Consider the following 22,003-nt stretch of genomic DNA (forward strand, 5'->3'; position numbering starts at 1 on the left):
GCCGTTCGTCACCGCCGTGCGCGAAGGCCCCCAAGGCGCCCGCGGCCTTAACGCCCGCATCGAAGGCCTGCTCGCCGGCCGAGTGGCCGCACTCGACCCGAAGCAGTCCGTCGAGTAGTCGCCGAACGCAGCTCCGAATGGACCTGCGAGTTCGATGTGAAGACCGAACCTCGGGTGGCCTTGGCGACGTTGTTCCGGTCGCCGGGCGGCAGCTGGAGCGCACACGGATGCGTATCGAGCGCACGCACACCGGCATTGGCAGTCGCTGCCGCGCCGGGCCGGCGACCTTTTGGCGACATTTGCCTCGTTAATCTCGCATCGCTTCATGAAGCGAGACGGCCCATTCCTGGAGGCAGAGCGATATGAGCAGGCACGCGCGACGGGCATTGTGTTTGGCGCTCTCGGCGCAGTTGATCGGCGTTCCACTGGTCACGCACGCAGCCGAGGCACCCGGTGCCCTGACCATCATCGTCAGGGACCAGACGACCGACCGGCCACTTCCGAACGCGAGGGTCACGATCACGGAACGGGAAACCGACGCCGCGCGGACCCTGGAAACCGACGCGCAAGGTCGCCTCCTCGTCGAACAGCTCGACCCCGGCCTCTACACGGTCAACATCACCAAGGCCGGGTTCGCTCCGATCCACGAGCCAAGCGTACGCGTGATTACGCGGAAGAACTCCCGGGTCGAATTCGAACTGGGCATTCCGCTGCTGGAGGAAGTGGTGGTCCAGGCGCGGCCAATCGATGGATTGGCATCGCCTTCCAGCACCTATCTCGATCGGGAAGCATTGCGAAGCGCGGTTGGCGGTGGCGCAGATCCACTCCTCTCGCTGGACGGCCTGCCTGGCCTGGCGTCCGCCAGCGAGTTCGCAGCCTTCAGCGTACGCGGCCGGGGCCCCCGCGATAACCTGATCTTCGTCGACGAGTTCCCCTTCGACAAGGCGGTGCACTTCGACGCGACGCTGGGTGAGGACGAGGACGTCGGCGGCGGCGGCCGTTTCTCGATCTTCGCACCGAACGTCATCAGTGGCGCCGAGTTCTCGCCGGGCGGGTGGGGCCCTGCGTATGGCGGCCGAGCTGGATCGCTGCTCAAGCTCGAAGTCGCCGGCGGCAATCCAAGCCCGTCAGCCAGCCTGCGCCTCGACCTTGCAGGCCAGGAAGTCGGCTACGACGGGCCGCTCGGCATCACTGAAGATTCCACCGTGCTCGTGTCCGCCCGTCGACTCGATTTCGGTTCCTTCTTTGAAACTATCGAGGAACTGGACATCGGAAACCCTGTCTTGAGGGATGTCATCGTCAAGTCGGTTGTGCCGATCAACCAGTCGAACACGCTCGAGGTGCTGCTCGTCGATACGCGCGAGACATACACCCGCGACGTGACCCACGTCTTCGAGTCGCCCAACTTCGAAGATGCATCGCTTCTCGACTTCGAACAGGACAGCGACCTGTACGGGCTGACCCTGCGGTCATTGATCGGTGAGGACGCCGTCTGGACCAACAAGGTCTACCACCGGGCCAGCAACAAGATCAGCTCAGAGGGCGAAGCATTTCCCGATCTCGTGCCGCCCGGATCGCCAGCCTCCAGTTTTCCGGTGCGGGAAAACATCATGACCGTGACCGAAGATGAGACCGAGATCGGCTGGCGAAGCGACTTCGGGACGGTGAATCGATGGGGCGCGTTCAGTGCAGGCGTCCAGCTGACGCAGATCGAACTGGACTACAGCACCGTGCTGGATGGGGACTGGATCCGGTACGTCTACGACAGCGATGACTTCAGGCCGGACCCCGAGCAGCGCTTCATCGTGCTGACGCCGGACAACATCAACTCCTCGCTGAGCCGGAAAGCGACGAATTACGCAGGCTATGTGGACCAGGCGTTCAAGCGCGGCGCGTGGGATATCCGCACAGGCGTACGGTTGGAACGGGACGGCCTGACCGACGAAAGCCTCGTGTCGCCCAGGTTCAGGGTCAACTGGCAGCCGAGCCGAAGCGTCAGATACTTCGCGACTGCAGGGCTCTTCCATCAGTCGCCACGGTTCCTCGACCTCGCGGCCAACGCGGCGAACACGCTCGAAAACGAGAAGATCACGCACGGGAGTTTCGGCCTCGAGTACTTCCCGAACGATCGCTGGTCGGTGTTGACGGAAGCCTATTACCAGGACCTCTCCAATCTCGTGGTCGATCTGGATCGGGCGAGCGGGACGTTCGCCAACATTGGCGATGGCACGTCGTACGGCTTCGATGTCGTGGTCAAGGGCACGATCCGCGAAGGCCTCTACACGACCGCGACCTACTCCTACAACGATGCGGAAGTGGACCGGAAGGACGGCCGTGGCGCCGTCGCCGACGAGTTCAGTCGGGAGCACGTGGCGACCCTCGGGCTGACCTGGGAAATCACCGACCGCTGGAAGGTGGCCGCGCGTTACAAGTATCTGTCCGGCAGGCCGGAAGACGCCTACATCATCCACGAAGACGTGCTGGGCCCCGGACAACCCCTGCGCTACTCGAGGGAGACGACCGAGCGCGGCGTCGGTCGCAGATCCGGCTACGGCGTGCTGAACGCCCGCGTCGACTACCGGCGCGCATTCGGCCCCATAGACGTCACGGCCTTCCTCGATGTCATCAACCTCACGTCGGCGTCGTCGACCGACGACACCGAGTTCGACTACCGCAGGGGTGTCAACGTGAAGGACGACAGCGAAGCCGAGCCGCTGATCGGACTTCGGCTAGACTACGCCTGGTAGAAGGGAGGCGGCAGATGGCACGCGCTCTTGATGCGGCGCCGATCAGGGCGTTGATCGTCGAGGACAACCGCGACATCTGCGCGAACATTGCCGCGTACCTCGAAAAGCTCGGCTATGTCCTGGATTTCGCCCACGACGGCGTCACCGCAATGAACCTGGCGTTGAACAATCCGTTCGACGTCATCGTTCTGGACCTGATGATTCCGAGGATGGACGGCCTCTCGTTTTGCCAGAGCCTGCGAGCCGATGCCGGGGTCGAGACGCCCGTCCTCATGTTGACGGCGAGGGACACGCTCGACGACAGGCTCAAGGGGTTCGACGCCGGCGCCGATGACTACCTGGTCAAGCCATTCGCACTGCAGGAGCTGCATGCGCGCCTGCGGGCCCTTTACAAGCGCAGTCACCGCAATGGCGACAACCTGTTGACAGTCGGCGACCTGACGTTGAACAGGTCCACGCTGCAGGTGCACCGGGCGGGGCGGCGCGTCGAGATCAATCCCGCCGGAATGAAGCTGCTGCGACGATTGATGGAAGAGGCCCCGTCGGTCGTGAATCGCGACGAGCTCGAAACGCTGCTGTGGGCCGACGAGCGGCCGGATGGCGATGCGCTTCGTTCGCACATGTACAAGCTGCGGCAGGCAATCGACCGGCCGTTCGATCGGCCGCTGATCCACACAGTGCACCGCATCGGATACCGGATTGCGGAGGACGGCCAGTAGTGCTGCGGCACAGTCTGCGCAAGCGTGTCGAGTATGCGTTCGCGCTGTGTGTTGTCGCGCTCAGCGTGGCCTGGGGGTTCGCGTTCTACGGCGCAATCAGGCTCAGCGAAGACCGCGTGCTGGTCAACCAGCTGCAGCGCGCCAGTGAGAGCTATCCCGATCTCACGACGACCCTTCGGGGATACGACGACGCCGGGAGCCTGCCGGAACCACTGAGGGCATGGGCGCTCACAGATCCTGACGAGGGCACGTACGAGTTCGTCGCCGAAGAGCTGCATGTTGCGGTCATCCCCACCGACAATGCACAGCGACGCGCGTTCGTGGTGTTCGATGTCGCCGGGATCGAGGCTGCGTCCTCCGAGGACTGGTGGTGGCTCCTCGTCATCACTGCTGTCGTGGGAGTGCTCGGTGCTCTGGGTTTCGGGCTGGGAGTCCTGGTGATGCGGAGAGCGGTCGCCCCGGTGGTGCAGCTCGCCGAGGTGGTCGCGGAGATCGACCTGGAACATCTGTCGGCCGGAGACCACAAGCTCATCGAGTCCAGCCGGTTCGGAGGGGACGAGGTGGGCGTCCTCGCCGGGGCCATCGAGAAAACGCTCGAGCGCATCAGCGCATTCGTCGTGCGAGAGCGGGACTTCACCGGTTCTGCCAGCCACGAGCTGCGGACGCCGATCACAGTGATCACAGGCGCGCTCGAGTTGTTGGAGCAAAGTGATCTGTCGGCCGAAGACGTGAAGGCGGTGGATCGGATCCGGCGCGCGACGCTCGAGATGAAGTCCACGATTGAAATGTTCCTGTGCGTCGCTCGCGAAGCCGACGACGGGCTGTACGGCGAACAGTTCCTGGTGGCGCCACTGGTGAGCCGGGCGGTAGACCAGCAGCGTTACCTGCTGAACGGCAAGTGCGTCGAAGTCGACGTCGAAAGTGTCGCAACACCAGTCGTTCGCGGCCATCCACAGGCCTTCCTGATCGCGGTCGCCAATCTGGTTCGAAATGCGTTCGAGCAAACGCCCGGCGGACAGGGACCGATCACGGTTCTCATCAAGGAGCACGAGCTGCTGGTCACCAATCTGTTGGGCGGTGACGAAGTTGGCCGGCTTACGCCGGCGGGCTCCTCTTCCTCCAATGGACATGGCCTGGGTCTTGGCATCGTTCAACGACTGTGTGAGCGCAACGGCTGGGCATTTTCGCTGCACGTGGACGAGGCGCGTGTGACCGCCCGTCTTTCGTGGTGAGCACGACAGACTGCTCCTTCGCAAACAGCAGGTACCTTGCAACCAACGCGACCGAAAGACCCGGCGCTCAGCGTGGGACGGCAAGCTGGTCGAAGCCGGCCCCGACCGCGCCCGCCTGGTGCTGCTCGGCGATCCCGACCAGCTGCCCTCGGTGGAAGCGGGCGACGTGCTCGCCGGCATCCTCGCCGCCGCCAAAAGCGTTGCCACCGCTCCCGCTGCTGTTGCGCTCACCTCTCCCGCTCGCGGGAGAGGTCGCGCCAAAGGCGCGGGTGAGGGCGCTCTTCCCCCAGCAGCCCGCGCACCCACCTTCCCCGCCCGCCACATCCACCTCACCCGCGGCTACCGCCAGAGCGCCTCGCTCGACCTCGCCCCACTCGCCGCCGCCGTCCGCGAAGGCGACACCACCACCGCCCTGTCACTGCTGCGCAGCGACCAGCTCTCCGGCGTGCATTTCCACGAAGGCAACACCGACCCCCTGCAGACCCACCGCGACCACCTGCTCGCCCACTGGACCGCGCTCGCCGACACCACCGACCCCGCCGAAGCCCTCGCCCGCGCCGCCCGCCTGCGTATCCTCACCGCCGTGCGCGAAGGCCCCCAGGGCGCCCGCGGCCTCAACGCCCGCATCGAAGACCTGCTCGCCGGCACCCGACGCAGCGCCGGCCCCGCGTCCACCGCCAGCCGTTACTTCCACGGCCGCCTGCTGCTCATCACCGAGAACAGCTACCGCCACCGCCTGTTCAACGGCGACATCGGCATCTGCCTACGTGACGACAGCGGCCCCCTGATGGCCTGGTTCCCCAGCGACGACCCGCGTAACCCGCGCCCCTTCCACCCCGCCGCGCTGCCCGCCCACGAAAGCGCCTTCGCCATGACCGTGCACAAGGCGCAAGGCTCCGAGTTCGACGAGGTCTGGCTGCTGCTGCCCGCCCGCTTCAACCGCGTGCTCAGCCGCGAGCTGGTCTAATACCGGCCTCACCCGCGCCCGCCGCGCCCTGCACCTGGCCGGCAGGGCCGGTGTCATCGCCGAGGCGCTGGCGCGGCATGCGAGCCGGTGGTCGGGGTTGGGGTGGAGGTTGGGGGCAGGTCCGTCAGAGCCTTCCCAGCCAGAACAGGAACGACGCGATGGCGAAATGGAGCAGGGCGTCCTGTTTTGAGGGAACTAAGTTCGGAGATCCGCCGATCCTTGACACCAAATAGGCCGAAGCTCGCGGCTATATCCGATAGACAGACGGTGCGCCGGATATCGCCCTGGTAGAGCATCACGCAATTCGCCACAACAGAGCCAAGCGCCGGACCTCAGCCGAAATCCGCGATTTGACGACCCGTGGCACGGAGCGCAGAGTTCGTGCTATGCCCCATCAAGGGGTTTAATGCTAGTTAGCGCGCATGAACAACCGTCAACGCTTCTGGTACCTAGACGAACTGGTAACACAGTCCCTCTCTGCTGTTGCCAGCCACGCGACGCTGCGTCGATACCTTGCCAATCCCGAAACTAAGCAGACTCTATTTGTCTGGACAAATGTATCGGCCTTTCTCGGCCATGTAGGTATTATTTCAAAAGTGCTCTATCCAGCACGCCAATCCAGTCGAGATCGTGCCACCGAAATTAAAGAGACTCTTGACCTGCCCGAGCTGCCGAATCTTGCGGAACGCGCAGGGCGCGACAACATTGAGCACATTGACGAGCGCATAGACAATTGGGCGGCAAAGGACATTGGCAGCTTGATTTCAATGGTTTTTGACGACCGCGCTGGCTACGAGTACATCTGCACACCTGACAAGGCCGTGAGGCGGGCTCTTATCGAGAGCGAGTTGATCTATATCAGCGAAAATCAGCACGGAGAGCGGGTTGAGACATCCCTACAACCATTGCTCGCTGAGATTGAGATTGTCCGTGACAAAGCATCCACAGGCATACAAGCTGACCCTCCGTATCACGTCATACTCGCAGCCGCACTGCACGGGCATGCGCGCTAACAGTTCATTTCAAGCCGACACGGAGCTTCCTTCGGTTCAGCGGACACCCTGGTCTAACTTCAAGAGTGTTCCCATGCCAAAACCAGGCCCAAGAACCACGTATTGCTACAGCCCCGAGCTCAAGGCGACGGCCGTCCGCCTGAGCCGGTTGCCGGGATGTTGCTTGTCGACGTCGCCCGGAGACCTCCAGCTACCGCTAGACCGATTTTACGGGGAACACGACAATTGGCGACCCAGTGGCGCTGGCCACCTATTCAATTCACCAAAGCTTGGTGGGGCACCATCCTTTAGAGAACGATCGTCACTTCCCCTTTAGCTTGGCTTTTGCTTTCGCGTTTCGAGCTTTACCGCGAGCGGCTGGTGTCAACTTCCCTATATTTTCTTGCGGTTCAAATTTCAGTGCCATCGCCATATGTACAAGCCTAAGCGGCAATCCAGTCGATTGACAGGTATCGGAAGAGCGAAATTTGAGCGGATGCTCTCCGTCAGTGACGTTAGCTGCTGGAACAGCTTCACGCAATGCCGCTTTCCACCCCTCAAGCGCCGCCAATGCCTGGCTCTTTACACAATAGAGCAGAATCCCGCCTGCATTCTGTTCTGGGTACCCGGTTGTGTAACGAGATGTGAGCTGCAAGTAGCCGCCATAAATCTTTCCCACGTCATCCCCAATCTTTGCTTCGCCGAGCCATCGATAGGAGTCGTACTCAATACTAAGGTCGCAGTTCCCATTTACCACAGCACTTGATGCTCTAAGCCCAACAGCCCGCAGCAGGAGCACAAGAATCGACGTTAGAGGATCTTCTCCAATATCGTGAAAGTTGTGCCTCCTGGAAGCGATCTCTGCCAAAAAATGGCTGACTGCGTCCTCGATGAGGGCGACCCATTCGTCATAAGTTGGCTTCGAAATACTCCAGATGGATAACGCGAACTGAAGTCTTCCACTCGCAGTTCCTTCAGTTTGCCGACGAAGATCCTCCAGGGTAACCATCATCCGGCTTGGAGACTCTCACTTGGAACAAAATAGGGGACGAGCGAGCGCTCGAAGTCTGTAACTTCGTCGCCGCTTGTTGGCGCGATCAAGTAGCCAGTCTTGATGGCCGCAGCAACTTCATCATCCTCGATCGGCTCGCCAAGGTCTTCAGGATGTTCGGGGTCGAAGAACAGGAAGTGCATGTCAAGCAAGCGAGTACCGTCTCGACTGGCCAAGAACATTAAACAGCGTTGCAGCAGCGCGTCATCGGGAGCGCGGTCCACCCACGACGAAAAGTTCTGGAATGTCCAGTACGCTTTCTCAGATCGACCTCTGCGCTGACCAACCGACTCAATAATGCGGGCACAGAGATCCCGCATTTCGCGGTCTGGCAGAAGCTCTGCTGCGCTCCTGATTTGGTCTATTGACGCCATCTCATTTCATATGAGTGATGAGTTTGGATGATATGAACTGCAAGTCGCGTGAGCTGAGACTGTTGCGAAGAAAGGCGTGATTAACCGTAGCCATAGGTCGATTCAAGTCAGCGGCGACGCCCGGAATGAGTAACTCAGGCTCACTCTTGAGGCTAGAAGTTTGTCTCAGAGCCCATTGAATCGCAACCTTAAACAGTTGCAGGTCATCGCCGACCGCGGCGGCTCCCGCGGAGTCGTATACAGCCTTTCGTAGACATTCGGTTCGCCGACGGGCCTTGTGATGATTGACGGACCGCCCCCCCACAGAGAAACCATAGTCAACGAGCTTCCCCTCGCTGCTCCGGTACAAGCCTTCGACCGCAGGCCACAGGTTGTAAAAACTTAAGCTACGACCCAGTTGCGAGCGAACTTGATGCGAAAGCGCCGCTAGAGATGCGTCCGCAAACTGGATTGGTACGCCAACGGGAGAATCAATAGCGAGACAGACAAAATTTCCTTCGGGCGGCAGCCAAACCGCTTCATACGTCTGCACGTAAACACGCCTATACCCAACAAGTCTTTCATATCCCGCTGCGGCATCCGCCTTCAGCTTCGACGCGGGTAGCTCGACTCTCTCAACATACGAACGGCTAGCGGTGTACAGAGCGGCATGTCCCGAGCTTAGATCCACTGTACCCACTGAGGAGGGAGCCTGATGGCGACAAGTCACGATTTCAGCGACGGGAGCGACGCCCGGAAACGCATCTGTAAGAGGATTCGATGTCTTCCGTTTTCCCGTGATCCACGTTCGCAACTTGGCGTGTTCACCCCGCTCAAGTTTGACGAACTGAATCATCTTCTCGCCTGCGACTAGATGTTCAACCAAGAGATCGTGCAGCTTCGCGAGCCGGTCATTATTCTCATCTTCTCGAAGAGCCCCGTGGATGGTGTTCTTGTATCCGCGAGCGATCGCGAATCCTGCTTCCATCAGAATCGGGCGACCCGCCGAGAGCCATGGTGCCCTCATGTACAAGCCGTTTAATAGATCTGCAAGCTCCACACCCACCCCCTTGTCTCGTTCCGCTTCGGCTCTTCAAGTTGAGTCTAACCGCTGAGACCGGTTATCCAAGCAGCGCAAAGCCAGGAGCACGCCTTGTCGACGCAGAACCTAAGCCGCAAGGCTCCGCAAGAGTTAGCAAGTCCGTCTTATGTGATTGATATCAAATGCCTTTTCTGACAGACCACACAGTCGATCGTCGGAGCGACGGATAGCGCAGGGGTAGTTGGCTTTTGCATCAAGCACTTGGCCGAGGTATCTCTTGACGAAGGGGACAGCGCGGGCTGGTCGGCCCCGCCACTGCTGTCGACGGGGAGATCGGAGTTCCGCCCTGCTTGGAAGGTGGCAACCAATCTGGAAGCATACGTAATACCTCCGCCCCATTCTTTCACTGTACCTAGTGGCTGGGGCGCTTCCTCTATTCCGCCAGAAGATCTAACAACCCCCGGCGCTGTGCTGATGACAGCGTCCGAAAGCGTGTAAGCAAGGCGATCTCATCGCGGGTTCGCGCCGTTCGTGGCGACTCACGAACCCCATCGCCGGCAAATTTGCCCGCGTCTCCGTGCGACTGGGCCGCCGCCGTGTCGTGTTCGACCGGACGGCGGACGGCCGGGTGATCAAGTGACTGGTGATCGTCGACGATGCCACGCACGAGCCGGTGGCGATCGAGGTCGAGCGGGCGATCTGCGGCCACGGCGTCAGCCGCGTGCTGGATCGGCTTGCGCTCAGCCGGGGCCTGCCCAAGGTGATTCGGAGGGCCAACGGCAAGGAGTTTTGCGGCAAGGCAATGATCGCCTGGGCCATGAGCGCGGGATCCAGCTCCGGCTGATCGAGCCGGGCAAGCCGAACCAGAACGCCTACGTCGAATCGTTCAACGGCCGGCTGCGCGACGAATGCCTCAACGAGCACTTGTTCACCAGCCTGCTCCATGCGCGGACGCCGATCGAGACCTGGCGACGCGAATACTGCGAGGAACGACCCAAGAAGGCACTTGGCGGCCTGACGCCGGCGGCCTATGCCCGACGCCTGGCCGACTCGGCTACAGCAAACCCGGACTCCAGATCAGACCGCTACTGAAGACGGGCGGACGTCGGGCCAACCGCTAGGTGCGGTACGCACAGCGTCCAGGCGCGGGAGACGTACAGCCACCATTAGAGAAGATCGAGATTCAAACGGCTGTCGAGATGATTTCGGTGGTCGCTTCCCCATGAGGAGGGGAGGCCTCAGGAGCGATCAGACTTGAGTTTGAAAGCTTCGGGTAAATCTGGAGACCACAGTCCATTGCCCGTTTCGAGCGCGCTATGTACCATGCGTTCATCCTGATGTCCCAGCTTCGAACGACGCAGAATTGCTCCCAGTTCAGCTCGACGATTCTATTCAAAGTCAGATCGTCATTCAGCAAAACAATAAGAATGAACTCGAAAAGCCTCCGATCCTTATCCGCTGGGTCAGGGTAAACGGTCCCCGTCTTCTTCGCTCTCTGGAGCGTCTTGATTGAGTAGCGATTCCCTTCTCGGGAGATCGCGTCAATGTTCTTGGTGCCACGAGGGGCGGGGGCCAGGACCGGGAGGTCAGGTCGGTCTTTGAACAATGAGATTGCCAAGTTCTCCCCGACCTCGCCTACATTGAAATTAAGTCCCCGTCTTCTGGCCTCTGTATCCACGGCGACGCGTAGTTTGAGTAGCTGAATGTCATCAAGCAGATCCAGGTTTGCTGACCGCCTCTCCAACGTTTTGTTGTCGTTCTTCATTCGCTCTACTCATTCCCCGGATATTGACTTGCATGGTTTCCCTGGATAGCAGGAATGCTTGACATAGCCTGATGACCTCGTCTCCACCCAGCTTCCCGGTGCCTCTTAGGCTGCATTCCCATACCGTTGCAACCCGCCATCTCTGTTCGAGCAGGGCTGCCACAGCCCGCTCGTCCCGAGTGCGGTTCGACGTGATCTTGGCTTCCCAGAACCCCCTACGGGTGCCGGGAAGTTTGAATAACGGACAATCGTGGCCGTGCCAGAAGCAACCATGCACAAAGATTACGGCCCGGTGTCGTGGGAAAACCAGGTCCGGCCGACCGGGAAGTGCGCGATCCTGAAGCCGGTAACGGAAGCCGCAGGCATGCAGTCCGCGCCGGATGGTCATCTCCGGCCTGGTGTCGCGTCCGCGGATCCGGCTCATATTGAGCCGGCGTTGCGCTGGCGTCAGTACATCGACCATCACCGCGTTCCGTTGGCATCCGCGACGATCGTTCGAAGCGAATCGCGCAGTTCTTCCGCGGTCATACCGGGGCGTAGCGTCACTGCTCCGAACCGGAACCTTTCCCGGTACTGAGGGTGGAAAAGCCGCCCGGGGAGTGGCGTTCTCTTGAAGTCAGATTCAAGGGTAGGAACGTACGGTGTCAGCAGATAGGCAGCTGTGACAACGCCCGCGATCTCTGCATCTCCCGTTTCCTGTACCAGGGCGTCGCGATAGGTATGAATCGAGTTGAGGGCGTCGTTCAGTCCTTCATTGATGCGGTACTTCGCATCCAGCACGATCAACCACTTTTCCGGACCGCAGAGGCCAGTACCAGCGAGGACTACATCAGGCACCATGGTCCGGCTGAAGCTGCCTTCGCCACCGGGCTCAAGCCAGTACTCGCGATACTGCCGTTGGAAACATAAAGCCTTATCGCTCCCGATAGGGACCGTCACAGCCCCTGCAGAAATCGTCACACCCCCAGCCGCGTCAGTGGTGAACAAGCTACTGAGATCAACGCCGGTCGGCCCGTACTCCTCGACCGCGGCGCGCAGAAGGCGCAGGAAGCACCAGAGTTCATACAGCTCGTACGTTCTTGCCAGGGGCATCTGCAGGAAATCACCGAACAGAGCGGCAAGTCCGAGGTTCATGTCCTGCCACAGCCGGTAAAAACGGCTATACGCGGGGTCATTCCTGAACAGCGGCGACATCTGCAGCATCGCGGGGCCGCCACCCACTTCTGCCATGAAGCCTGAACTGGCTGCGTCGTTCAAGCTTCTTGCGATATGTCTGGTGCGGATTGCCCAGCTGCCGGCGGTCGTGAAGATTTCCGGGTCGCCGGCCCTGCCTGTTTTTTCCAGTACATCAGCCACACCGGACAGCCATGCTGCCCAGGATCTGAGACACGCTTTGATCTGCCGATGCTCTGGGATATCCACACTATTCCGACGCTGCCGCACCGTGATCTGCGCAGGCAGGCGTCCGCCGAGCGAGGCCGGCAACCGGGAGGGCCCGTTTGCTTCAGTCCGAATAAGGCCGGTCCTGAATGATTTGATGATCTCCGGCCCGGTTGCACGTGTAGCGCGGTGATAGGGCAAGGTGACTTGTTCTGCTCGCAGGAAATGTCGGGGGGAACGGCTGATTGCCGAGATGGATTTCGTGATCTGGTCTGCTCGCGAGCGTAGGAACTCCAGCCTGGCCAGTGGCGGCGGCCGGTTGCCAGATTGGCGTGCAATACCTTTGCGAAAAGCACTGAGCGAGAAAAGCGCGAAAGTGTCTTCCAGTACTTCGCGCACCATCGCGTCAAAATCGTCACGGGTAAGCTTGCGCAGGTCCGGATCAGTGGTGATCTCGAAGCGACGGATGCCTGCACCGGGAAGTCTGAGCACTGCCTCTACCGAGCCGGCATGGAAGCCTGGTGTCCAGCGCCAGCGTGCATTCCTGGGTTGCCGCGAGCGCAATGCTTCCGCAGGAATATCGTCAATCAGCAGGTCTGCAGCGATTGCATCGTCACTGTCCCGCAGTTCAAACAGGTAGGACGAACCTTCCCTGATGGCACCGGCAGGGATCACATCCTGCGAAGGCCAGACCTGCCAGACAGGCCCTCCGCCCTCGCTCTGGATGTAGAGCGTGCTCATGATTTACCGCATCGACTGGAACGAACCAAATTCATCCAGATCGTCCAGCAGCTTGCGAATGTAGTTCCGGGCGCGGGGAAGGCCTTCGCAGGCTCTATCCAGCGCAGTGAGCAGAGGGCGTTGGCGCTCGGATCCGCGCAGCTTGACCAGGATCTTCTGTACCAGCAACTGATCTGTGACGCTGTCAGCGGAGTTCTGAAGGTGCCCGGCATCAAACGCGTGGTATCGGACGAACTCCTCGATCACGCGATAACCAAAGCCGAGGCTGTGTTGTTCCAGCAGTCCGTGGATCTCGGTCAGTCTTTGCTCGGATGCGTCACTTGCTGCCTGCAGTTCCGGGTGTCGCGCGGCCAGTGATGCCAGGAAGCCAGCGACATCCACCGTCGACATGTCGATCACCGATGCCCGATCCAGTACCTTGTCGCTGACGGGATTGGTGGTTTCATCAACGTTGATCGTGCCGATGATGTACAGGTTAGATGGCAGAGGAATTTCCGCTCGCACGGATGCGCCAGTAGTGCCCTCCAACGGAACACCGTTGGAGTGAAGCTGCAGGGCTCCACCCGATTCGATGCTCGAAAGAACATCAGAAAGGTAGTACTCGACACGCGCGAGGTTCATCTCATCGAGGATCACAAACACCGGGGACTCGCGGTGTGCTGTGGCTACCAACACGGCTTCCAGGAAGGTGGGGACTACGTATCGGTTTGTCAGTACATCGTAATAACCGGTCAGGCCCGTGGGATCAGTCCACTCGGGGCGAACGGGGCACTCGAAGAGCAGAGGGTCCGGTGCCGTATTTGATGTCAGACCGTGAACTGCACGGGCATATTTCAGCGCCAGTTGAGTTTTGCCTGTCCCGGACAGCCCCGAGAGAATGACGAAGTGTTTGTGATCCAGGAAGTTAAGAGCAGCATGAAAGCGCCTGACCTCTCCATCTGGGTAGTGACCGCCTAAGGATTCTATTGCTGATTCGATCTCGTTGACCGGAATAGTTGACGGCATGCGGCGCATGCTCGGCCCGAGCGTTGCGGTGTCCGCCCAGACGGGGACTTCATGAATCTTCTCTCTGCCGACCAGACTGCCCAGCCAGCCGATGAATTCCCGGGCAAGCAGGCTGCGTCTTGCTGAGGCCGTGGGCGGATACAGTGCGACCACGATCTGGTCAGGTTCAGTGGACGGGCCGAAAGGAGAAAGATCGAAAGTCAGACTGTCCCAGAACTTGGCATTACGCAGCCACAGGCGGCCATCGCCAGCGAGATAGATCGGTACCAGATTGTTCCTGGCGCTGTACTTGATACTAGTCTCAGGGGCTTCTGATTCGTCGCTGTCACCAGCCGCTTCCAGCGCAAACTCTGTGTCTTCGCCGGTGCCCTTTGCTTCTGCACCAAGACGTTTCATTTCGGTAAGTCGAGCGAGGAAGTTCGCTCTATCCTTGCGGACGAGGACAGCGAAGTAGACCTCATCCTCCGGCGGAAATCTGAGAACGCAACCGAAGATCAAAGCCTCAACGTCGTCCTTGACGTTATCCAGATTCACAACGCCGAGCTGGATGCCTCCTTCGACGATCTTGGCACTATTCGATACACCAAACAGCTCGCGTGGACGAACGGCTTTGGATGTGCCGAAGTGCTTCTGCGCCGCCTCAAGAAACTGCCGCTGCCGCTCGACGAGACTCATTTGCTATTTCCTTTTCAGTAGCGGCCTGTCTGATGGTCTGGAGCATGTGTACGGCCAGTGCTTTGGCCATCAGGGGAGGGACCGCGTTACCAATCTGCTTGAATGCTGGATTCATGGTGCCGCTGAAGCGGAAGCCGTCCGGGAACGATTGCAGACGCGCAGCCTCTCGGACAGAAATGGTTCTGGCCTGTTTGCTGTCGTAGTGGATATGGCTGTAGCTGTCTTTACCAAGATGGGCCATGAGGGTGCGCGCCGGCTGGTCGCGCCACATCTTGCGCCACTTGTTCGGAAACTTGCTGGCGTCATAGGGCGGTACGATCGAATCCCAGAGTGCCTTGTACCTGGCTGATCTTTCGGTGAGCTTCTCTCCACGTGCCCGGGCAGCAGCCAGTTTCTCCTGGAACATTTCTACGGCGTGCGCGTACGCCTCAGGGTACTGGTCGCCTGGATTCATGCGGGCAAACAGTTCGTAGTCCCGGGGCAGGTAGCGTATGACATGATCAGTCAGGCCCTCTTTGGGGGCCTCGTGCCCGGGCCACGTGCGCATCAGTTCAGCATAGGCAGAGGGCTTCTTGCGGCTGTAGCTGACCGGGGTATCAAAACGGCGCGCTCCGCGGGCAATCTTCCCGGCCGCCAGCAACTCCCGCGCTTTGATTGCCGGAAGGTCTGCCAATGCGTCCTCAGCGGTCACTGCCGGAGGGAGATCCCGTGTGGCCGCAGGTGGCGTGACATAGGAGTGGGCCTGACCGACAAGATTACGCAGAGCCTTAAGCGCAACAGAACGCGAGCCCTCATACCCGGGTGGAAGTACCAGCCAGTGGGTAGGGGAAGGGAACGATACTGTGGTACCGAGCTCATGTCTGTATGCAATCAGGAACATACGTTCCCGCATCTGCGGAACGCCATAGAACGCCGCGTTAAGCAGCGTGTACCCGCAGACGTAGCCCTTGGCGGTGAGGATCTCGCACGTCTCCTCAGCGATGTTCTGCCCGCCGTGGTTCAGAATGTCAGGCACGTTCTCCATGAGAACGGCCAGCGGCTGAAACGCATCGACGTATTCAAGGTACTTCTTATAGAGCTGGGCACGGGGGTCATGGATAAAGGCCTCCGGATGCTCTTCGATCTCGCGCAGCTTGGAGCGGCCCACACGGGCGAATGCCTGGCAGGGGGGGCCACCAACGACGACATCAAAAGCATCCGAAGTCCTCCCCAGAGCCAGCTGGCCGCAGAGATCTGCGGGTGAAGTCTGCGTAATATCGATCGGCCGGCTGTGCGCTTCAGCGCCGCCATGGAAGTTCAGCCCGTGGGACCGGGCGGCATCGGTATCAAACTCAACGGAGGCTCGCATCTCGAAGCCGGCAGCCTCGAAACCCAGAGAAATGCCCCCGCAGCCGGCGAACAGGTCCAGCACCCGGGGCTTTGCGCCGGTCTGCAGGCGCTTGAGCTTGCGGTGGATCACATCTTTACTCATGAATCGGATCCTTGTCGCGCGACAGGCGAAGAGGCAGTTCAAGCTGCCCCCGGTACTCGTCCAGAAAGCGTTGGACCGCCATGCGGATTACCCAGGCGGATGAGACGTGGTTGGAGTCGGCCAGCGCCTGCACCTGGGAATGCACGTCCTCGGGCAGCGTGACGGAGGTCCTGATGGTCTTCCGGTCGGGAGCGATGGATGGGCGAGGCATAGGCTGAAGACTAACGGTGGAAGTGGTGCTATTGTGCACCACAATGCGTACAACTGCACCAGCCTTCTGGCGGCCCGTGCAGCGTTGTAGCCTGGCCACGACGAAAGAGATGAAAGAGGGGATCTCATGCCGCGCAAATTAGCGTTGAAGCGTCTCACTGCTTCAGATCTGACCCTGTTCAAGTGGCACTTCCAGAACCATCCGGCGGGCAAGCAGAAGGCTTTCAACCTGGATGCCAATGTTCTGATCGGTGAGCTGTATCCGCAGCTTGGCGAACCTGCCCTGGTTCCCCAGCCGCGCTATCCCCTGGATCTGTACTTGTGCGGGCCTGGCCTTGCACCTGCCAACAACCTGCAGCGCAAGATTCTGAAGCAGCAGAAGAACTGGCGTCTCAACGGGGAGCTGATCGATAGCCCTGTGGAAAGCCCGGAGCTGTACAACGTTCTGGAGCCAGGAGACTTTGCCTTGTTCGAGTTCTCCGGCGATGTGACGCCGACGACGGCGAACGTGGTGCTGGTTGCACGTGCACTACCTGAAGACGCCGGGCTTCACGCTGAGCTTGTTCTCCGTTTTGCCGATGGGTCTATGTGGGTCCTGGAAGATGAACTTGTCCAGGAGGTACTTTCCGCGGGGTCTCCACCCGCGGGCCATCCGTTGTACGACTGGGCCGATACCAGCCTGCTGGAGGATGCAGTACTTGGTGGTACTGCAGGTGCAGAGACAATCAACGCACGTCGGGGCAGCCGAGGGGTCAGCCCGGAGGATTTCATGCGGTCGCGCCGGAATGCGGAAGCTACCGGTGTCGCTGGCGAGGAGCTTCTGAACGCGTGGCTGGACGGGGAACGACGCGAGGGGCGCATTCGAACGTTTGAGTGGATAGCCAGCACCAACGCTGTAGCACCTTACGACTTCCGGGTGACGGATGTGACGGATGGAGTTCGCGTGATAGATGCAAAAAGCACAGTGGGCGGTTTTGGGAATCCTGTTCATCTGTCCTTGATGGAGCTGATGCTTGCGGTGCAAGGTCCAGATCCATATGACATCTGTCGTCTTTACGAAGTTACGGAAAGTAAGGGGAAGATGCGTGTAGCGAGGCATATTGGCCCGTCGTTGCATCACATTCTTGAGGCACTGAACGCTCTTCCGTCGGGCGTTTCGGTCGACTCGATATCGATCCGCCCTGAAATTCTTAGCTTTTCACCTGAGGTGATCATGCTTGGCGCTTCGGATGCTGAAGGATACGAGTAGTGTCCGGCTTATGCGTGCCACGGCCCTGGCATGAAAACAGGCCCTTTTCGAGGCGGGCGTAATTAGTGCCAGCGGCGGGCTGTGTCGGGATTGCCTTACCCGAAGAAGCGATCAGATCGCCCCATGGCGCTACGATCGCCGGACGCGTGCCCGTCTCACTGAGGATGTTGCTGGCCAGAGCAATTGCAGCCTGCTGCGCCCCTAGCGCGCCCTCGAATACTTCCCAATGCCAGTCTTCACAGAAGACCTCGAAGCGGCCATCTACCTCCCTGATCTCGATCAAGACGCACCTCCTGTGCTGTATAGGTAGCCAGCGGTGCCACTCTCCCTGTGGCACCCGCACGGTTGGAGAACTTCGGTTCCGGCAGCGATGACATGTCCTCCTAAGGGGATAGGGTCAGGACTGTAGATCGCCGGCTCTCCGTCTGCCGAGTCCGTGCGTTGCTGGCAAGGTCAGGATGCGCGATGGCTAGGGGCTCGTCTATCGGCCGCGCTCGGGCTGTCGTGTAGGAAAACTCTGATGGCGAAGTGGGATTAGGCCGAATGGCGACGGCGAGCTGGCGATGATGCATCTGGCGGCGGACGCGGGCATCGCGACGCTGTACCCTCTGATCGTCAAACCGAAGTGGTCGAAGGATGTCGGCTTGGTGTACCTGCACGGCAACCTCAAGATACGCAGCCGCGCGGCAGTGATCGGCAAGGTGCTGGATGCCGGCGCCCTTGCTGTGGCCGAGCGGCCGGCCGGCGGCGCACACCTCGATCACCGGCAAGGACAGCCTCCGTTCAAGTCCATTCCGGCCGGCAGTTTCTTTGGCGTCGTTCGCCAACGGCCGGGAGGTGCTGTCCGAGGCCTTGCTACAGGTCCTTCAGGGACGGGCGGTGCCTCCGGTCTCGGACAGAATGATTCGGCAGTTGTCGGCGCCGCCGTGAGGTGGTGGATCTGAGAACGACAACTTCCGACCCAAAGCAGACATTCGAGAGAATGCGCTCTGATGGTTAGGAGAGTCGCTCCTGGCGGTCAAGTCAGGCCGGCGTACGGCCGTCAGCATCGTCCGTGGGTCCGGTTATACGCCAGCTTGTTAGCCGGACGCAGCCACCCTAAGATCGCGCTGTGTCAAAGGGATAGCCGGCCATACGGCGGGCTATGGATAAGTTGTATAACCGGACCCAGGGGGCCGGCTATTAGGTAGTCCGCTCTCATGAACCAGATTCCTGAGAACTTAGGCATCCCTGATTGGGAGTTTTGTGTTGTCGTCGGGCGCACCCGCATCGACTACGACACAGGGAAGGAGTACGCGAATCGGGAGAAGCACGGGTACTCCCTGGAGAGTGCAGTGACACTGCTTGAGACCATGCTTCTGCCTATCGGCGCTCCGCCGTGCATGACAAGTGACGGGTTCATGGAAGCGGGCGAGGTCCGCCACATGCACATGGCCGTAGATGATTGTGGCAAGGTCGTTCTTATGGTCACTACCATGCGCCAAGACGGAACCGTGAGAGTCATCTCGTTCCGCCGTGCAAGCGCCCAAGAACGCGAACAGTTCTATTCAATCACTGGCTTTCGTGAGGTGGCGGTAGAGAGCTAACAGTTTATTCAAGCCGAAGCCGCTTCGCGGCTCGGCTTAATTCAGGTGTTACATGGCGCTTGGAGATCTGCGGTGACCAAAGTTTCATTCCACACAGAAACGAGCTACGAGAGCACCTCAGACGAGTGGAAGGAATACGTTCACGAGCGGACGTATTACTTCGATAAGAAGACAAGAAAGATTACTTGTCGGACGGTGACTGAGTTCCAAGACACCCGAACCTCAAGCAACACCGTAACGCGCGACGAGACGGTAGAAATAGAGCGTAGCAGGCTAGGTAGAGCTGCCAGGGCAAAGCTGTCGGAGCTGGAGTAATGGCTGGCACGCCATCTAACAGTTCATTCGAGCCGAACCCGCTTCGCGCGTCGGCTAGTTTCGGGCGCTAGGCATTGCAGGAGGGATTCTCATGAATGAACAAGCAGAAGCCCCAGCTGATGACCCCTTCATCCAGAAGCTTCAGGATTTCTACAGCGCGACCTTCTTTCAGCAGAAGGTCAGCTTCTGGAGCAGTATCGTCGCTTCAGCTGCCGGACTTATCGTCGTAGTACTTGCCTTTCTCGCCTACTTCTACGATCGCAACAATCTCAACGAATCGGTAGTTCTGGGCGTAGCTGGCGTCCTTGCACAGTTCATCTCGGCCGCGTTCTTCTATCTACACAACAAAAGCACCTCTCAAGTCCTAGCTGGCTTTGAGAAACTGGTGAAACTCCAAGACACAAAGCTGGCGGTTGATCTTGTTTCCCGCATGGATCCGAAGAATCACGACTACATGTACATGAGCATCATCAATGTACTGATCTTGCGCAACGAACCCAATCGCGATATCACTCCGGACCTCGTTAGGGCGCTACGTGAAACCGGGAAGCAGAGCAATGCGTAACAAATCATTCAAGCCGAAACCGCTTCGCGGTTCGGCTTATTTCAGGCGTTGATTGATGTCCGCTTCTGGCCGCTCCTCGACCTTTCCGGGCCGAGGAGCAACCTCACACGTCAGACATCCGTCTGCTTGGCTATCTCAAGAGCGTCGTCTACTTCGATCCCGAGGTATCGCACCGTGCTCTCCAGCTTTGTATGGCCTAGGAGAAGCTGGACAGCTCTGAGATTCCGAGTGCGCCGGTAGATCAGCGATGCCTTGGTCCTGCGCATCGTGTGCGTCCCATAGGATCCTGTCTCCAACCCGGCATCCTCGATCCATCGATGAACGATCCTGGCGTACTGCCTCGTCGAGAGGTGAGGCGAGCCAGTAACCCGAGTGGTGAAAAGAAAGTCCGAGGAGCTGAGGTCGGCTTTCTTGATCCAAGCCTGGACTGCCTCACGGGTCATCGCTGTGATCTCGAACTGGACGGGCCGCCCGGTCTTCTGCTGCATCACCATCGATCGAGAGGCCATCTGGCCGCCATGGGATACATTAGAGACCCGAAGTTTGACCAGATCGCAGGCACGGAGCTTGGAATCGATCGCCAGGTTGAACAGTGCCAGGTCACGGACCCTTACTGCGTAGCTGCAGCCGGACCCGGATCGCCCAGATGTCCTTGAGCTTGAGGGGTGCCTTCTGGCCGACCAGCTTTCCCTTGTTCCAGGGCTGACGGGGCTGTGATGTGTGAAGGCTTGCCATGACCATCTCCTATGGGAAGGGGGATGGCGATGGTTCTCTCCTAAGTGGCACACGGGCGTGATGCGACCCGAAGTGACGTTAATCCGCCAGCCGGCGTGTGGCAGTGCCCAAGTCTTACGCTGTCGTTCCGCATAAAGAAGCGATCAAGTAGCCTACTTCAGACTCTCTGCCGAGATGCCCAGGGAAACAGTAATGCCCATGCAGCGATACGTCGGTCAAAGGCTGTACCATTTGGTGGGCAGTCGGCAACCAGGGGCCGATATCGCGAACTTCGAGACTCTATGCGCGATCCTACGTTCGATGGAGCTGAGGACCTGCGAGGTGGCGGGCCAGCGAGGAGGAATTCGAACCGTTCGCGACCCGAATCGCCCGGTCACCGATGGAGAGCCGATCCAGCAGACCGTAGTATGCTTTTGCGACATCCCGAGGGACGATCTACCCTTTCATGCACGGCGCTACGGCCGTTTTGGTCTTGGCGTGTGCCGGTCTGTGGTTGCCCAGTGGGGCGGACGCCCAGTCATTTACGTGCCATTCTCCAGGAAATCCTACGGAACCTGGGGTGCCCGATTTCCGGCTTTACTCAACTCCGTATTGGACGGGCTCGATCACTTTTTTCCTGACTCGCCGGACACTCGGTCAAAGGTTGAGGGAGAGCCGGCCAAGGACGCTCAGGAGGCGGCGGATGAGGCGAGTAGTCTGATTACTCGGGACGTTCTGGCCTTCCTAAAGTTTTGGGACGTGGATCTCCCCGAAGACCATCCCGAAAATTTCTACATGGAGCGGGAGTGGCGGAAGTTCGGGAATCTCGGGCTAGCGTTGTGCCTGCAGGAGATTATCGCGCCGCCTCAATACCACAAAGACTTGCGATCCATTCTAGACGCCCTGCGGGTTGGCGGAAGGTACTTAATCGGAGAGGTCGAATTCACCAGCATTCCGGATTAGCGCTAGGAGGGCGCAACCGCAGTTGACCTGCAAAAGTTCCGCAGGATGAGCGCGGCCCTATCTGCCAAGGAGCAGTAGGCTCACCCCGAGCGGGAGGACGGCGGAGGCACCGAGATTGAGGGCACTGGGGATTCGGGATGTTTAACGGAGATTGGGGCCGGCGCGCTGCGACCCGAGCGGACGCTGTAAAGTGGTGGTGAGACCACACCTAGGTGCTTGCTGCTACCTCTGCACGACCATTGGAAGAAGGGCATGAGCGGC

19 protein-coding genes and 3 pseudogenes are annotated in these 22,003 nt (G+C 59.8%); 11 read left to right on the forward strand and 11 right to left on the reverse strand.

What is annotated here, in order from left to right; all coding sequences use genetic code 11:
* Window positions 1-362 precede the first annotated feature (362 nt).
* The 5 genes and pseudogenes from U3649_RS03380 to U3649_RS03400 all read left to right on the forward strand — a co-directional run bounded on the left by U3649_RS03380 (window position 363) and on the right by U3649_RS03400 (window position 6,678).
* Window positions 363-2,747, forward strand: a complete 2,385-nt coding sequence (locus tag U3649_RS03380) for a TonB-dependent receptor (RefSeq protein ID WP_407353484.1) — start codon at window positions 363-365, stop codon at window positions 2,745-2,747.
* 41 nt (window positions 2,748-2,788) lie between these two features.
* Entirely contained in the window at window positions 2,789-3,466 is a 678-nt protein-coding gene (locus U3649_RS03385) for a response regulator transcription factor (protein ID WP_407354534.1), read from the forward strand.
* Complete coding sequence (locus U3649_RS03390; RefSeq protein ID WP_407353485.1) at window positions 3,466-4,698, forward strand: sensor histidine kinase; 1,233 nt, start codon at window positions 3,466-3,468, stop codon at window positions 4,696-4,698. Before U3649_RS03385 ends, U3649_RS03390 begins: the two co-directional genes overlap by 1 nt.
* Window positions 4,699-4,780: 82 nt before the next feature.
* Window positions 4,781-5,855 (forward strand): annotated as a pseudogene (locus U3649_RS03395) (ATP-binding domain-containing protein); the annotation flags it as partial.
* Window positions 5,856-6,087: 232 nt separating this feature from the next.
* The gene (locus U3649_RS03400; RefSeq protein ID WP_407353486.1) at window positions 6,088-6,678 is read left to right on the forward strand and encodes a hypothetical protein; all 591 of its coding nucleotides are present in this window, start codon (window positions 6,088-6,090) and stop codon (window positions 6,676-6,678) included.
* A gap of 301 nt (window positions 6,679-6,979) precedes the next feature.
* Here U3649_RS03400 and U3649_RS03405 read toward each other — a convergent pair whose 3' ends face one another.
* Genes U3649_RS03405 through U3649_RS03415 form a run of 3 tightly spaced genes read right to left on the reverse strand, consistent with a single transcriptional unit; the run spans window position 6,980 to window position 9,049 of the window.
* The gene (locus U3649_RS03405) at window positions 6,980-7,669 is read right to left on the reverse strand and encodes a hypothetical protein (RefSeq protein ID WP_407353487.1); all 690 of its coding nucleotides are present in this window, start codon (window positions 7,667-7,669) and stop codon (window positions 6,980-6,982) included.
* Window positions 7,666-8,082 (reverse strand): hypothetical protein, encoded by a 417-nt coding sequence (locus tag U3649_RS03410; protein WP_407353488.1) that lies wholly within the window; start codon window positions 8,080-8,082, stop codon window positions 7,666-7,668. Before U3649_RS03410 ends, U3649_RS03405 begins: the two co-directional genes overlap by 4 nt.
* 1 nt (window position 8,083) lies before the next feature.
* Window positions 8,084-9,049 (reverse strand): hypothetical protein, encoded by a 966-nt coding sequence (locus U3649_RS03415; RefSeq protein ID WP_407353489.1) that lies wholly within the window; start codon window positions 9,047-9,049, stop codon window positions 8,084-8,086.
* A 655-nt stretch (window positions 9,050-9,704) separates the two neighbouring features.
* Here U3649_RS03415 and U3649_RS03420 point away from each other — a divergent pair.
* Window positions 9,705-10,195, forward strand: a pseudogene (locus tag U3649_RS03420) (integrase core domain-containing protein); the annotation flags it as partial.
* A 91-nt stretch (window positions 10,196-10,286) separates the two neighbouring features.
* Here the strand turns inward: U3649_RS03420 and U3649_RS03425 are convergent.
* Genes U3649_RS03425 through U3649_RS03450 form a run of 6 tightly spaced genes read right to left on the reverse strand, consistent with a single transcriptional unit; the run spans window position 10,287 to window position 16,351 of the window.
* Entirely contained in the window at window positions 10,287-10,868 is a 582-nt protein-coding gene (locus U3649_RS03425; protein WP_407353490.1) for a hypothetical protein, read from the reverse strand.
* Window positions 10,813-11,331: a very short patch repair endonuclease gene (locus U3649_RS03430; RefSeq protein WP_407353491.1), complete on the reverse strand. Its 519-nt coding sequence runs from the start codon at window positions 11,329-11,331 to the stop codon at window positions 10,813-10,815. Before U3649_RS03430 ends, U3649_RS03425 begins: the two co-directional genes overlap by 56 nt.
* Window positions 11,331-12,989, reverse strand: a complete 1,659-nt coding sequence (locus tag U3649_RS03435) for a DUF2357 domain-containing protein (protein ID WP_407353492.1) — start codon at window positions 12,987-12,989, stop codon at window positions 11,331-11,333. Before U3649_RS03435 ends, U3649_RS03430 begins: the two co-directional genes overlap by 1 nt.
* Before the next feature lie 3 nt (window positions 12,990-12,992).
* The gene (locus U3649_RS03440) at window positions 12,993-14,669 is read right to left on the reverse strand and encodes an McrB family protein (RefSeq protein ID WP_407353493.1); all 1,677 of its coding nucleotides are present in this window, start codon (window positions 14,667-14,669) and stop codon (window positions 12,993-12,995) included.
* Window positions 14,635-16,140, reverse strand: a complete 1,506-nt coding sequence (locus tag U3649_RS03445) for a DNA cytosine methyltransferase (protein WP_407353494.1) — start codon at window positions 16,138-16,140, stop codon at window positions 14,635-14,637. The genes U3649_RS03440 and U3649_RS03445 overlap by 35 nt, the downstream gene beginning before the upstream one ends.
* Entirely contained in the window at window positions 16,133-16,351 is a 219-nt protein-coding gene (locus tag U3649_RS03450) for a CopG family transcriptional regulator (protein ID WP_407353495.1), read from the reverse strand. The genes U3649_RS03445 and U3649_RS03450 overlap by 8 nt, the downstream gene beginning before the upstream one ends.
* Window positions 16,352-16,477: 126 nt before the next feature.
* Here U3649_RS03450 and U3649_RS03455 point away from each other — a divergent pair, with 126 nt between their 5' ends.
* The gene (locus U3649_RS03455) at window positions 16,478-17,599 is read left to right on the forward strand and encodes a hypothetical protein (RefSeq protein ID WP_407353496.1); all 1,122 of its coding nucleotides are present in this window, start codon (window positions 16,478-16,480) and stop codon (window positions 17,597-17,599) included.
* Here the strand turns inward: U3649_RS03455 and U3649_RS03460 are convergent.
* Entirely contained in the window at window positions 17,562-17,882 is a 321-nt protein-coding gene (locus tag U3649_RS03460; protein WP_407353497.1) for a hypothetical protein, read from the reverse strand. The genes U3649_RS03455 and U3649_RS03460 overlap by 38 nt on opposite strands.
* 280 nt (window positions 17,883-18,162) lie before the next feature.
* Here U3649_RS03460 and U3649_RS03465 point away from each other — a divergent pair, with 280 nt between their 5' ends.
* The 3 genes from U3649_RS03465 (at window position 18,163) to U3649_RS03475 (ending at window position 20,065) form a co-directional block, all read left to right on the forward strand.
* Window positions 18,163-18,543 carry a hypothetical protein gene (locus U3649_RS03465; RefSeq protein WP_407353498.1) on the forward strand — a complete coding sequence of 127 codons (381 nt, stop codon included), beginning with the start codon at window positions 18,163-18,165 and terminating at the stop codon, window positions 18,541-18,543.
* 255 nt (window positions 18,544-18,798) lie between these two features.
* Window positions 18,799-19,185 (forward strand): BrnT family toxin, encoded by a 387-nt coding sequence (locus tag U3649_RS03470; protein ID WP_407353499.1) that lies wholly within the window; start codon window positions 18,799-18,801, stop codon window positions 19,183-19,185.
* A gap of 406 nt (window positions 19,186-19,591) precedes the next feature.
* Complete coding sequence (locus tag U3649_RS03475; RefSeq protein ID WP_407353500.1) at window positions 19,592-20,065, forward strand: TRADD-N-associated membrane domain-containing protein; 474 nt, start codon at window positions 19,592-19,594, stop codon at window positions 20,063-20,065.
* A 110-nt stretch (window positions 20,066-20,175) separates the two neighbouring features.
* On the opposite strand, the pseudogene U3649_RS03480 reads toward U3649_RS03475, so the two are convergent.
* A pseudogene (locus U3649_RS03480) lies at window positions 20,176-20,800 on the reverse strand (tyrosine-type recombinase/integrase).
* Window positions 20,801-21,100: 300 nt separating this feature from the next.
* Here U3649_RS03480 and U3649_RS03485 point away from each other — a divergent pair.
* Window positions 21,101-21,742 carry an abortive infection system antitoxin AbiGi family protein gene (locus tag U3649_RS03485; RefSeq protein WP_407354535.1) on the forward strand — a complete coding sequence of 214 codons (642 nt, stop codon included), beginning with the start codon at window positions 21,101-21,103 and terminating at the stop codon, window positions 21,740-21,742.
* The last annotated feature ends 261 nt before the right edge of the window (window positions 21,743-22,003 follow it).

The organism is Luteimonas sp. R10 (genome assembly GCF_045689605.1).
In the GTDB taxonomy this organism is placed as follows: Bacteria; Pseudomonadota; Gammaproteobacteria; order Xanthomonadales; family Xanthomonadaceae; genus Luteimonas.